This is a genomic window from Sulfuricurvum sp., assembly GCF_028712165.1.
Lineage (GTDB): Bacteria > Campylobacterota > Campylobacteria > Campylobacterales > Sulfurimonadaceae > Sulfuricurvum.
In genome coordinates this window covers 17,001-30,153 of record NZ_JAQTQR010000031.1, presented here as the reverse complement: position 1 = coordinate 30,153, position 13,153 = coordinate 17,001, and the positions used below count along the sequence as shown (strand labels likewise).

Sequence of the window (13,153 nt, the reverse complement as noted above, 5' to 3'; positions counted from 1 at the left end):
ATTCACGCTGATGTGGCGGTAGACGGAGCTTGAGACGTTCTATAGCCTCTGTTTCATTCTTTGCATCAATAGGATAGAGGCGGCTTTTTCCCTCAAGCCGTATATCGATCAGATAACGCATTTGAATCCTTTATCAGATAAAGCTGTCCGTAACAGTCACAAAACTTTTTACAGCCGCAGGAATAGTAGATATTTTTCCCCGTATCGATGGAATAGCTTCCGAAATTGGTTTTGATAACATCCCCCTGAATTCTCTCGATAGTAACTGTTTTGATAAGAGACGGATCCATAGGGTCAAGCTTGTGATATTTTTCGCGTGTGGAGTGAACCCATAAAACGGTAGATGGGACACAGAGGGAGCGGACATACTCTGAATCCCATTCTCGGGTCGCTCCTAGACTTTGTAGTTCTGAATCGCTGATATTGCGATAAGGACGCATAATGACTCCCGATAGCTTTTAGGAATCTATATGCATATTTAATTCATGGAGTTTATAAAACGGTAATACAGGAATCGTTCGTTTGTTGCAGCGCTTTATGGGCACGTGAGATAATGCTGTATATGTCATCGTTTTCGTTTTGTACACTGCTTCCGACACGCATACTAATGTTGCTGAGTGTTTGAAAAGGCTCTTCTCGCATCACAGTAAGCAATTTACGGCTGAATTTCAGTGCATTATCGGAAGAGTCGATGAGATAGGCCAATAAAAATACTTTTTTACCCCATCGAACTAGCATATCACTTTGGCGTATGTTGGATTTAATACTGAAACAAAAATCGTGCAAATAATGTTCTGCATCATCATCGGATGACATCAGCTCGATCATCGTAATACCGATCAGTTTCTTATTGAAAATTGCCGCTTCAAGAAAACTTTTGGATGTATGGTTGAAATACTCTTTGTCGAAGGCTCCGCTCTCTTTGTCGATGCTGACGTCGTTTTCGATCATGATCCGCTTGATAAGGTCTTGAGAAATATCGGTAAAAGTCACAATGGTATAGTTGGATACGGGTGATTCAACGGATACCGAAAACGCATGAGGCTCAATACGGTAACTGAGCATGCTGATGATACGGTCATTTTTTGGAAGTGCTAGAAGAGAGGCAGTCCAATCCTCCGGATTATCTACTTTCCCGGCATGAAAATAACTGTCATGAGGGACAAAGCGGTTTAAAAGTGAACCAAATTCACGCAAAAATCCTTTGGCAGATGAGACATTGGCAAAATCAAGGAATGCTTTGTTAAAAAGAATAGGAACATGATCGCGCATTAGAACAATAAGATTTTTTTGGGTGTTGATTGCTGAGAGAAAAAGCTGACTGCATACGTGATCTTCCTCTATCACATATACTTCGTCTTGAGAGATTTCCATACATCTGCCTTCGCCTTGTTTGAGCTAATAATAGCATATAGAAGGGATAAATTGGGAATAAAGGTGAAAGAAAATGGTCTTAATTGACCACTTTCTCGTTTGTGTAAGAGTATGTTGAAGAGATAGAACGGAGACGTTCTGCCGCTTTCATGAATACGTCGATCGTATAGTCGATTTCATCGGCAGTCGTAAAACGGCTTAGGCTAAGACGGATTGCCGTATGCGCCAGTTCCGGATCTTCGCCGATAGCGCTCATAACAGGGTTGGCTTCGAGAGATTCAGATGCACATGCACTTCCGGTAGATGCCGCGATACCGGCACGATTAAGATCCCAGAGCATTGATTCACCTTCGATACCGCGTAATGAGATGAGAATGGTATTCGGTGTACGGCGAGCACGATCTCCTACAACGATAGTATCCGGTAGCTGTGAAATAGCATCTTCGAGACGGTCACGAAGTGCACGCACGTCGGTGTTCATTTTTTCCAGATGCCCGACCGATTGTTTCATTGCCAATCCCATACCGATGATGTAGGCGACATTCAATGTTCCGGCACGTTTTCCACCCATTTGTTCTCCGCCATGGAGGAGGTTAGGGAGTTCGGAACCTTTTTTGACATACAGCCCGCCGATACCTTTCGGACCGTGGAATTTATGAGCTGAGAAGGTGAGATAATCGATCGGAGTTGCGGTGAGATCGACTTTGACTTTACCGATTGCCTGTACCGCATCGGTGTGGAATAAAATCCCTCGCTCTTTCGCGATAGCGGCAACTTCTTCGACCGGGAAAATCATCCCGGTTTCATTGTTCGCCCACATCATACTAATTAATATTGTTTTGTCGGTGATTGCTGCTGCAACACGCTCGGCGCTTACATATCCGAACTGGTCAACGTCGACAAACGTGATCTCTGCACCGTTCTCTTCGAGAAAGTGAAGGGTTTCAAGTACCGAAGGATGTTCAACCGCAGAAGCGATAATATGGTTTTTGCTCGGATCGCGGAGGATATGTTTGAAAAAGATCCCTTTGAGTACGGTATTGTTGCTCTCCGTCGCACATGAAGTGATGAGAATGTCATCCGCATCGGGTGCATTGAGTGCATCGTACATGTATCCCATCGCTTCATTCAAATACGGACGAACTTCGATCCCGTATTGGTGAAGGGAATTCGGGTTACCGTAAAGCTCTTCAAAAAATGGCTGCATTTTTACTTTTACGATCGGGTCAAGTTTTGTAGTTGCGTTGTTGTCTAAATATACACGTTTCATGCTTCTTCCTTTTCAGTTTTATAGACATAGATAGGTTCGTTTGTCGGGTCTTCGATGACCGCTTCGGTGATGGTGAGGCTTTGCAAATTCTTTTTCGACGGACAGCTAAATTGGAGCGGCAGCATCGCTTCTTCGATGATACTGCGTAATCCGCGTGCACCGACACCGCGATCGATCGCTTTTTGTGCAACGGCGTCGAGGGCTTTGTCTTCGAAGTTGAGTTCGATTCCGTCCATGTCAAACAACGCTTGGAACTGTTTGATGAGTGCGTTGTCCGGCTCTTGAAGGATTTGTACCATTTGCTCTTTAGTAAGTTCTTTCAGTTGTGCGACAACCGGAATACGTCCGATGAACTCAGGGATGATTCCGTAGTGTACCAATGCTTTTGCATCGATTTTTTTCTCTTTGACTTCGCCTTTTTCAGCTGTTTTGCTAAAGCCTACTTTGTTTGATTTTTTCGTATGAGAATCCGGAACGAGTCCGACGAACGCACCACCGCAGACGAAAAGAACATGGGATGTGTTAAAGAGTACGGTTTCAGTCGTAGAGTTTTTGCGGCTCCCTTTTACAGGTACATAAACTTCGGCACCTTCCAGGATTTTGAGCAACCCTTGCTGTACCCCTTCACCGGAGACGTCACGACCCATCGTTGAACTTTCGCCTTTGCGAGCGATTTTATCGATCTCATCGATATAGATGATCCCGCGTTGTGCCAGTTCGATATCATAGTTTGCCGCAGCGAGGAGGCGAGAGAGAATGCTCTCAACGTCTTCACCAACATAACCTGCTTCGGTTAGGGCAGTCGCATCGGCAACCGCAAACGGAACCTGCATAATTTTAGAGAGTGATTTTGCGAGCAATGTTTTACCGCTTCCGGTAGGTCCTACGAGAAGGATGTTGGATTTTTCAAGTTCGACATTGTTATACACCGGATTTTCGATCCGTTTGTAATGGTTGTAGAGGGCAACGGCGAGGACTTTTTTTGCATCGATTTGACCGATAATATATTTGTCCAAAAACTCGACGATTTTTTCAGGAGTCGGGAGCTGCTGCTGCATTGCGGAGCGTTGTTCGAAACGGACCTCTTTTTGCAAAATGGCAGAGCAGGTAGTGATACACTCGTTACAAATATGTGTGGTCTCCGAAGAGAACATTTTTTTGACTTCGCTTTGTTTACGACCGCAAAATGAACAGGTTTTTTCAGTACTCATCATACATCCTTTGCGCTGAATTTGGTAAGAACCGTATCCGCAAGACCGAACTCGATCGCCTCTTTGGCTTCCATGTAGTTGTCGCGGTCGGACTCTTTTTCGATCACTTTGGTACTTTTGCCGGTTGCATCTGCCAAAATTGCATACAGGCGGCGTTTGAGATTGAGAATATGTTTGGTGTGGATTTCGATATCACTCGCTTGACCTGAGTAGCCGCCGAGGGGCTGATGGATCATCACTTCGGCGTTCGGGAGCATATAGCGATGTCCTTTTTCTCCGCAAGTAAAGAGGACTGCCGCCATAGAAGCGACCAGACCCATGGCATACGTATACACCGGGGCATTAATGAGCTGCATGGTATCGAGAATCGCAAGACCCGCCATCACCGATCCGCCGGGTGAACTGATGTACATGTGAATCGGTTCTTCCGGATCCATCGCTTCGAGGTAAAGGAGCTGTGAAACGATAACCCCCATCATATGATCATCGACCGCTTCCGTGATAACGATCACACGATCCCCTAATAGTTTTGAAAACAGGTCGAAATAACGCTCTCCTCGAGGCGATATATCTTTTACGGTAGGTATCATTGGCATAGCTTTCTCCTTATACAAATGCTTTGATGAATTCGGTTAACGACATGGGTACAACTTCGAGATTATGTTTCTCGATGAATTTTTTCTCTTTTTTCCCCAGCTCTTGATCCGTAACGACATATCCGCCTTCCAAATCAAGAGTCAGTTCGTTCGCAACCATACGATCGGTGTCATGACCGAAATTAGTCCCTAAAAAGAGATATTTTTTTGCTTTACGATAGGTTTTGAGCACTTTCGGGAGAGCAAATCCGCCCATCGCCTCGGTGAGCCAATCGACGTAATCGGCATCGGAAATGACAAATGTCGGATTCGGCAACGGCGAACCCATCGGTTTAAAAAGGATCTTCTCGGCATTATCGAGAACTTCATCTTCTACGAGAAAATATTTTTTGTTTTCGACATCGTATTCGTATACTTCATAACGGTTCAAGTCGCCCATGATACGGGATTTTCCGATAATAAGACAGTGAGGTGTGAAGGCTAAAAGTTCTTGAAATTTAGTGTCTCGATTCGTATCGATGATATAGCGTGGCATCATGTCCACAATCGCTTTGTGCAGCGGTGTCGGCTCGAAAGGTTTGGTATAAATATGATTTAGCAGCTGAGTCATATACTCAACGCCGCGACGTTGTTCCAAATGCATTGCAGCACGGGAGTATTCAAACATCAAACGCGGAGCCATTGCACGTCCGCCGTTCATTGCCAGGATAAGTGAATCGCTGTCATGAGGAACGGCTTCACCCTCTTTGGTCATAATACCCTCAAACACGCCCAGACTGAAGTAAGGGATGGTAGTTTGATTGCGTAACTCTTTTTTGATCGTTTCCAATATTGTGTCCATCGTGATCCCTTTTGGAGCTTTGCACAAACCATTGCATAATGTGTTCTTGTGATAAATAGGAGTAAATTTATCCTATTTTGTCCGATTTTGTGGGGTGTATAGAAGAGTGGGACAAAAATGTTAATTAATTCATCCCAAAGAGGTTCGTTTCAAAAGTTATTTGTTTGCAAACATAGTTGCCATCATTTTAAAAAATGATTTAAACAGCCATCCTTTGCCGACAATATCGTCTATAAATTGGTCATAGGTCTTGTTTTGAGAATCTAAATAACCGATTAGATATTTTTCAGAAGCATCCATTCCGCTGGTATTTTCGATTAAGAGCAATTCATTATAGAGTTTGGTAATATCTGCGACCAATTTTTTATCAGCACCTTGTCGATAGGCTATGTAACCGTTTACTTTATTGCTTAATGGATCTCTTCTGATTTCAAATTTTGTCGTTACCCAGTAGTAATCTCCGTTTTTAGCTCTATTTTTTACAACAGCAAAAATATCCTGACTTAATTGGATACGTTTCCACATGAGTTTAAATATGACTGAGGGCATATCAGGATGTCGAACAATATTATGAGGTTGATTAATCAATTCATCTAATGAATAGCCGGAAATGTCCATAAAGTCTTTATTTGCATATTCGATCACTCCTTTGAGATCGGTGCGACTGACGATCATTCTTTTTCGATCAATATGGATTTCTTTAGAACTCTGCTCCATTTAGGATAGCCTTTAGTGTAGTTTATATATAACGTAAAATCATAACATATATAATATAAATAATAAGATTTAATGAGTCAAAAACATTAAATAATGTATTTTTGGTATAAAGTCCCTTATTAGATAAGAAAAACAATATATTGATCTTTGTTTTATGGATAACTAAATGAACTGACATTGGTCAACTCTCCTGCTTTACGCATTGGAATTCGAAAAACTTGCTGTTTCTCAGATAGGGTTCCTTCTTGTGTGATGATAGCGACTTGTGCGGTGGTAAGGTCTTTTTGGTTATCACCATCGCCATAATAGTTGACATAGACATGATAAACACCGTTAGGAGGAGTAGGATTTGCGTAGATTTCCGGTCCGTATCCGGTCGTAACGTCCACATCCAACGCTCCTCCGTTTGAAGAGACACGATTCCCATAATAGGTGTGCTGACCATCCGGTGATACGACATGCAAATCCAAATCGGTTCCGTCACTGTCCCATGATAAGACGATACGCAGACGTGATTGTGCTTTTGCACTGTATCCGTCGTAGAACTGGACTTGTTTGCGTGATTTCCCATCATTACTACGTACTTCGATACTGTTAGAACCGGAGCCGAATGCATACGGGCGTTCAAAATCTCCCGAGTCTTCTACCCTTTGAGGGATGGCTATACCATTGACTATGAGTTTCGCGGGTTTGCCTTTGGTATGCTTGGATATATGCCCTTTTATCAGTGATGATTTATCTTGGCCTTCGGTATTTACGGATGATGCGGGATAGTTGACCTTTTGTAAAAAGCCCGAAGCCTCTCCTGCACTGTATCTCCATCCCCCTGATGGAGTATTAATCTCTATTGGGTCTGCATATGAGTAGATGTGGTTGGTTGCTAAAATAGTAATAAATAATATGATTTTTTTCATGGGTGAACTCCTGTAAGTTTTCGGGCTAAGTTTTCTACATACTCTTCATTCGCACCGTTTGGGTGATAGCGAAAGGCAAGATGTAGATATTCATGGGTTAATGTGATACGATCATTTAAGCTGCGCCATCCACGAGCATAAATACGTAAGCGGTCTTGATCGGAATAAGGGTTTCCGGTAGCAAGAGCACAAACCGTCGGTATATGATTCAGCGGTTCATATCCTGTTTCTGAGCTGAGTGTTTTTTTCCAGCTCTTAGTGGATTGCAAAAGCCAGTTTTCTGCTTCATACAGCCGGATACATTCTCTACGTTGATTGATAGTTTCGATAGTAGATGAGGAATAAGCAGAGGATAATATTTTTTCAAAAGACCATCCTTGTCGGGCTTGTTTTAGAGCATTTTCCCATGAGAGTTTATTGGTTCCTTGTTCGGATTTATGGAAATAAATCGGAGGTCCTTTTAGAACAAGGTCATCAGTAAAGAAAGCGGCTTCAAGTGCGGAGGAAGAGGGTGTGTTTGGACTGACACGTTGAGTGCGCGTTGAGTCGATGATATGCCAGCAACCGTTTTGATACGAGCCGTTTTGAAGAAGATAGGTTCGTGCTGCTATTGCTAATGCTCTGGCTGCTTCGGGTTGCGAAGTGTTTCCCTCGCGGTCAATGACACGTGCGACGTAATGATTGAGTCCTAACCGTCCTGATAGTTTATAGGAGTTGTCATGTAGTTTCTTCACGTATAAATTGCTACGAGAGTGAATATTCAATCGATTTCCATTGAAAAATTCGAGTTGATACTCCCCGTTTAACTGTCCTGATTCAATTTTTTTATAATTTTTTTGTCGTATAGATTTGAGAGGATATTGACCGAAAAAATCAACATCGACACAGATGTTATCGGTCGTAGTGTTTAATAGATTTTGAGGCGGTAAAGCAGCAGATAATTGTGAAGAGTATTTTTTAAGTGTACTGGAACTGGTTCCCAACGCACCAAACCAGAATGGTGTACCCTCTGCAAGCCATCCGGCAGCACCACCAAAAGCTTTTCCGTCATGTCGATGCCATGAATAGGTTTTGTATCGAATTCCTGAACCTAAATCGTTCCATGCAGTACGACCGAATCCGCTTATGGAAGTTTCCAGCATCGCATTACGTGCTTGCGAACGCGCTTGAGTCGGTATGGTGTCGAGTATATGAAGCAGATCACTGATTGAGACTTCTGTAGCAGGTTTGAGATTGTGAATATCTTGCAGCCATGCAGGTTGATTTTTAGTTTGCCAGTAATATTTCCATACAGAAGGATCGATGTTAAGTCGGCTCGGTTCAAAATAAGGGGCGCAGGAATGGGATAAGGCTTTGTCCCTGTCGATGCTTAAACCTGGAGTACAGCAATATTGTTCTTCTTTTTTTAAGGCTGGATCACCGCTGCAGATATAAGAGGGCTCATTTGCTTTTGTATCGGCTAAGTAGATATATACAAACAGTTTCCATAAACTTCCCAAAGGGACTTTATCAGACGGGGATAATACAGATATATGATCATGTGCGTCGAGAGATCGGATAGTAATAGTCCCGTTTTTTAACCATGCTACATTTGCTTCTTCCGCTCCACAGGAGACAAGTGAACAAAGCAAGATGAAAGCGGCTCTTTTAGTGAATTTGGATAACGGCACGCGGGGTTTCCTCAAATGCTTTTTGATCCGGCTGATACATTTTATAGTAGCGTGCCGGAGGAAGTAAAAATGTGCCGGTTTGCGCTGGCCGGATTAGGTGACGGATAACTGTTGTCCCCTCCAATGTATCTACAGGGACGGAGTATCCCTGCACGGATAGGTCAAAACGTGCTTTTTCTAATGTACCATAACTTTCTCCACCCGGATAACGGATATTGACTCCCCATGTTGCAGAATCTGCTGACATTCCAGGAGGGAGAGCCGCTTCAACGATACCAAAATGTAAAGGTGTCGATGAATGTGACGTTATCGTGATTTGATCGAGATAGAGCTCATTTGTATCAAATTGGCTGTTTTTCCCCATAGGCTCTAAATCGTATTGTGCCGATCCGTTTGTGTTGATAGAGTCGTTACTCTCTGCGTTGAATTTATTGAGACGGTAAAAACGTCGTTCTACTTGTACAGGGAGTGTGCTTTTACCGGTTTCGGCACTGTCATATCGAATAACAGCCGTGAATGCTGATTTTGGAATATCTGAGAGATGAATAGATGCCGGAATGGCTGTTTTCGCCCAGTAATAGACATTCTGTCCTGAAAAAGTATGAGTACTTTTCCACGAATTATCCGGTGTGATCGTTTGATTTGAGCGTGTGAGAAGAGGAGATATTCCTTCTTTTTCAAGGGCACGATATACCCATAATAAGGTAACAGCTCTATCGATGGTAGGCGATTCAACACGTACTTTATCTAAAATATCAGATGCTTCCGAAGATGGAGTATTTCCACAAAGCATTAGGAGCGCTTCTCCTACGGGAAAGGATGCTTGATGTATTTGTTTGACAGCTTCGGTGAGTTGAGGATTGAGGGACGGGTTGAGTTTTCCTTGCGTTGCACGGACCGTATATGCACTGAGTAAAAGTGCCATTGAATCGTGTATCGCAAGGGTATCGGCTGTCATGATGACACTATTATCAAGATGGAGAGAATTTTTTGCTGAATTTTTAGGATGCTGAGCTACTTCGTTTACTAATGCTGCTGCAAGAGAACCGACCGGAAGACCCATCTGCTGCATCCAATCGAGCATCAATGCACGTTTCCATGGCGTTTGATTGGCACCGTTTTTACGGTAAATATCGAGTAATATATCAAAATGTCCTTCGGGAAGGTTCAGATTCAGTGCTTTGCTCGCGTGCCAGTCGGCATAATAAGCGTAGGTGGTTAAAAATGGGTCACCTTCTTCTATCGGTGTGCTCCACCACCCGAATGTTGCGTCCGGTCCAGCCATCTGTGCCAATCGAAAACGAAACGTATACAATCGTTGTCTCAAGAGTTCAGAAAGTTTTTCATCACTGTTTTGTAGAGAGAGTAAGGCGAGAGTATAAGGGATAATTCGACTCGATGTTTGTTCAACGCAACCATATGGATAATCGATCAGATCATCCATAATTCGACGAAATTGTTCACTGATCCCATCGGTAAATTGTAACTTGATATTTTTAGCATCGGCAGGAAGGTGTAAAAATGTCTCGTTTGTATTGAGCGTTAGATGCAGAGCATGCTTGTTTTGCCAATAAACGGGAAGAATACGTAAAGGGATATTAATGTCATCTACCTGTTTTCCGAGACTTGAAAGGGTGATATGAAGCCGGGAGTCGGCCGTTGTCACTTTGAGCGGGAAGTTTAAAAAATTAATCCCTGGTTTAAGGGATACGGGCTGATTGTATTTGAGTCCGGCTCCTAGGATAGCGAAATCAATGATCGCTTTTTTACCTGTTTGGTTAAAAAGGGCGATACTGGCATTCGGATTGTCTCCGCTTCGCATCCATGTCGGACTGGTCCATTTGATATAAAACGGTTTGTCGGAGCGTACATAAGCGGTATTTTGTCCTACAATTCCTGAACTGTCCATACCGCGTGCCGTGATTCTCCATCGGGTTAGGGAGTCAGGCATGATAAAGCTGACACGGGCGTGTCCATTTTTATCTGTTATGATATCAGGATTCCACAGTGCGGTATCTTTATCATCGCGTCTTGGACGTTCTTGAAGTTTGATGGCACGCTGATGGGTTTGCCCATGCGATGGCAAAGCAATATTTGTGGGAACTTTTGCCAAATCATAGCCGATAAAACTCAGACTGGCGGTTGTACGGACATTATTACGTCGAGGATGGTAAAAAAAGTCAAATACATCGGGAGCGATTTCACTTTGGAGTACGTAAACCATCTCATCCACCACACTTAGGTTTAGATGGCTATTTGCCGATGGTTTATTACCGATCAAGGCAGTAAGATCGAGAGTCACTTTTTCGCCTGGAGCATAGAGTGCTTTATCGGCTCGAACGGTAATGTTAATGCGAGGTTGTTCTACTTTTAATCCCAGATTTTGGAATACATATTCATTTCCTTTGACATAGACTGCCGAGAAAGTAATATTCGGCCCGTATTCGGCTTTGACGGGAAGTTCAATTTGCCATTGTGTCGGTGAAAGACGTTTGGCATTAACCCAATCAGTATTTTTTGACATTAACGCCGTTTTTTCAACTCGGTCTCGTTCTAACGTAAAGAGTGCCTGATCGACAGGCTCCGAAAAAGTTATCAGAGCTTTAGCCCTTTCACCGGGATGGTAGCTGTTTTGATCGAATACCATTTTGATCGATCCCTGAGGAGCTCGGATAGCCCCTCCACTTACATAATGGGTAGTTGCTCCGACAATATTGTTATTGCGATCGTGCAAGGAAACAGTATAGGTTCCGGGTTCATTGAAAACGATGCTGAAATCGGAAGCATTGCTCAATGAGCCATGATCTTTATGGCGATCTTCCATCCGTAACCAGCTCCATGATAAAGGTACGGTTGAAGGGTTGTTTTGGACGATTGAGATAGGGTGAAAACCAAATACTACATTTGTCCCGATCGAAGAGAACGATTTTTCGGCAGAGAGATCGTACATATTGACGCCACGTTCTATCAAGAGTTCTTTGGTTGCACGTACGCGATATGCCGCTCCATCGGTGGCCAGAGCACTTAAAACATATCGGCTAGGGAGGGTTGCGGCAGGAAGAGAAAAAAGAGCCGTCCCTTTTTCATCAGTTGCAATAACAGAGTTCGTGATTTTGAGAGGGAATGCCCCGCTGTAACCTAAATCTCCCTCAATCATACTGAGGCTTTGTGCTCGAACACTCATATCGATTTGAGCATTTTTGACCGGTTTTCCGTCAGGATAGGTCAATTGCAATTTGCCCGTAACGGGTTCATTGGTCTTATAATTAGATTTATCGGGAAAAATGTTGATTTCAAAATGGGGTTTTTGATATTCAGAGACCCGAAAGCTAGCACCGTAGGAGTTACCTAAATATTCAAATCGTAACCCATATCCTCCGGCTGAGGCATTATTCGGTAATTTAAAAGCAGTATTACCGCCATTTGCGGTGATTTGAACGTTTTTCTGGGCAATAGGGAATCCATTCGGATCAAATACCTCTAATTTAAGGCTACCGTTTTGAAGCGGGGTTGATGTGCGTGCCGAGGTGAAATTACGCCCCATAAATTCAACATAAACATCTTCTCCCGGACGATACAGAGGACGATCCGTAGAGGCATAAAGTTTTGTATTATAGATTTCACTGTCATAATAATAGTTTTCGGAAATATAGATTCCACCATCAGGATCTTTGCCGTATATATAGGTTTTTTCAACCCCTTTTCGTTCAAATGTGACTAGTCCATTTTGATCACTTTTATTTTGGGAGAGGATGCCGATGCCGTCGCTCCATAAAACGTCGGCACCTTTAACCGGTTGGCTTGTTCGTCGATCCGCAATCCATGCTAGCATTTGGTTTGAAGAAACTTTTGTAACAGCTACCGAATCAGATACAAACACCAGTGTCGTAGCACGATAATCTCCGATCATCGCTTCGACCAAATAAAGTCCGGGAGCTTTTTTTCCTAACGGAATCATCACGTTACCTTGAGGTGCTTCCAAAAATTCACTGCTGCTTCCGGCAAGTTCAACCCCTTTTGGAGGTTGAATCGATTTTGCTTTATGGAGTGGATAACGAAAACTATTGACGAGAATATGGCTTTTTAACGGTTCATATCGTGGATTTAAGATCAGTGGTGTGGAGGTATTACCCAGTGGATGGGTTCGTACCTGCGGAATATTGTTTGTAATCGTATGACGGGCATCTTGTGTAAACAGTTTGCGCCAGATTTCACGGGCTTCCTTCCATAGTTTATCCCATGTCAGTGATAAGGCATTGGCTAATGTTCCACCTGAGTAGTTTGGTTCGACATTGATACGGTGGAGATTTTTTTGAGCTTTTAAAAAGGCGATAGGATCTTTGATCTGGTAGACATAGAGGTCAACGCCGCCGTATTCGGATACAGTATCCACATTTTCTACTTCTAGTCGAACCAATGCCGTATCATGAGAACCGTAGGTTGCGTCGCTGAGTAAAAAGAAAGGGGTTCCCACGTTATCATCGGCAAAAGAGGGTAGTGTCATAAAGAAGAAGATCAGTAGTGATTTTAGGATAAAAGAAGGTATGCTCATTGTTTCTC

At 43.1% G+C, this 13,153-nt stretch carries 10 protein-coding genes; all 10 read right to left on the bottom strand.

Translation table 11 applies throughout. The features are described from left to right. Positions 1-92: 92 nt before the first annotated feature. Entirely contained in the window at positions 93-440 is a 348-nt protein-coding gene (locus PHP90_RS07120; RefSeq protein WP_299927416.1) for a hypothetical protein, read from the bottom strand. 52 nt (positions 441-492) lie between these two features. After that, positions 493-1,374 (bottom strand): diguanylate cyclase, encoded by an 882-nt coding sequence (locus PHP90_RS07115; protein ID WP_299927412.1) that lies wholly within the window; start codon positions 1,372-1,374, stop codon positions 493-495. Positions 1,375-1,453: 79 nt separating this feature from the next. Next, a complete protein-coding gene (locus PHP90_RS07110) occupies positions 1,454-2,644 on the bottom strand; it encodes a NifS family cysteine desulfurase (RefSeq protein WP_299927409.1) in 1,191 nt (396 codons plus the stop codon). Further along, positions 2,641-3,855: an ATP-dependent Clp protease ATP-binding subunit ClpX gene (gene clpX / locus PHP90_RS07105; protein WP_299927406.1), complete on the bottom strand. Its 1,215-nt coding sequence runs from the start codon at positions 3,853-3,855 to the stop codon at positions 2,641-2,643. Before clpX ends, PHP90_RS07110 begins: the two co-directional genes overlap by 4 nt. Beyond that, positions 3,855-4,451, bottom strand: a complete 597-nt coding sequence (locus tag PHP90_RS07100) for an ATP-dependent Clp protease proteolytic subunit (RefSeq protein ID WP_299927402.1) — start codon at positions 4,449-4,451, stop codon at positions 3,855-3,857. Before PHP90_RS07100 ends, clpX begins: the two co-directional genes overlap by 1 nt. Before the next feature lie 10 nt (positions 4,452-4,461). After that, on the bottom strand, positions 4,462-5,292 hold the full coding sequence (locus PHP90_RS07095) for an SIR2 family protein (protein WP_299927397.1): 831 nt from the start codon (positions 5,290-5,292) through the stop codon (positions 4,462-4,464). A gap of 156 nt (positions 5,293-5,448) precedes the next feature. Continuing rightward, the gene (locus PHP90_RS07090; protein WP_299927394.1) at positions 5,449-6,009 is read right to left on the bottom strand and encodes a PAS domain-containing protein; all 561 of its coding nucleotides are present in this window, start codon (positions 6,007-6,009) and stop codon (positions 5,449-5,451) included. A 152-nt stretch (positions 6,010-6,161) separates the two neighbouring features. Continuing rightward, complete coding sequence (locus PHP90_RS07085; protein WP_299927391.1) at positions 6,162-6,923, bottom strand: DUF2135 domain-containing protein; 762 nt, start codon at positions 6,921-6,923, stop codon at positions 6,162-6,164. Next, positions 6,920-8,593 carry a DUF2300 domain-containing protein gene (locus PHP90_RS07080; RefSeq protein WP_299927388.1) on the bottom strand — a complete coding sequence of 558 codons (1,674 nt, stop codon included), beginning with the start codon at positions 8,591-8,593 and terminating at the stop codon, positions 6,920-6,922. Before PHP90_RS07080 ends, PHP90_RS07085 begins: the two co-directional genes overlap by 4 nt. After that, complete coding sequence (locus PHP90_RS07075; RefSeq protein WP_299927385.1) at positions 8,571-13,145, bottom strand: MG2 domain-containing protein; 4,575 nt, start codon at positions 13,143-13,145, stop codon at positions 8,571-8,573. The genes PHP90_RS07080 and PHP90_RS07075 overlap by 23 nt, the downstream gene beginning before the upstream one ends. Between the last annotated feature and the right edge of the window lie 8 nt (positions 13,146-13,153).

Bases quoted from the DNA above. Each gene is read 5' to 3' on its own strand.
- PHP90_RS07120 (WP_299927416.1), bottom strand. From the start codon at position 440: ATGCGTCCTTATCGCAATATCAGCGATTCAGAACTACAAAGTCTAGGA.
- PHP90_RS07110 (WP_299927409.1), bottom strand. From the start codon at position 2,644: ATGAAACGTGTATATTTAGACAACAACGCAACTACAAAACTTGACCCG.
- PHP90_RS07115 (WP_299927412.1), bottom strand. From the start codon at position 1,374: ATGGAAATCTCTCAAGACGAAGTATATGTGATAGAGGAAGATCACGTA.
- PHP90_RS07100 (WP_299927402.1), bottom strand. From the start codon at position 4,451: ATGCCAATGATACCTACCGTAAAAGATATATCGCCTCGAGGAGAGCGT.
- PHP90_RS07090 (WP_299927394.1), bottom strand. From the start codon at position 6,009: ATGGAGCAGAGTTCTAAAGAAATCCATATTGATCGAAAAAGAATGATC.
- PHP90_RS07075 (WP_299927385.1), bottom strand. From the start codon at position 13,145: ATGAGCATACCTTCTTTTATCCTAAAATCACTACTGATCTTCTTCTTT.
- PHP90_RS07085 (WP_299927391.1), bottom strand. From the start codon at position 6,923: ATGAAAAAAATCATATTATTTATTACTATTTTAGCAACCAACCACATC.
- clpX (WP_299927406.1), bottom strand. From the start codon at position 3,855: ATGAGTACTGAAAAAACCTGTTCATTTTGCGGTCGTAAACAAAGCGAA.
- PHP90_RS07095 (WP_299927397.1), bottom strand. From the start codon at position 5,292: ATGGACACAATATTGGAAACGATCAAAAAAGAGTTACGCAATCAAACT.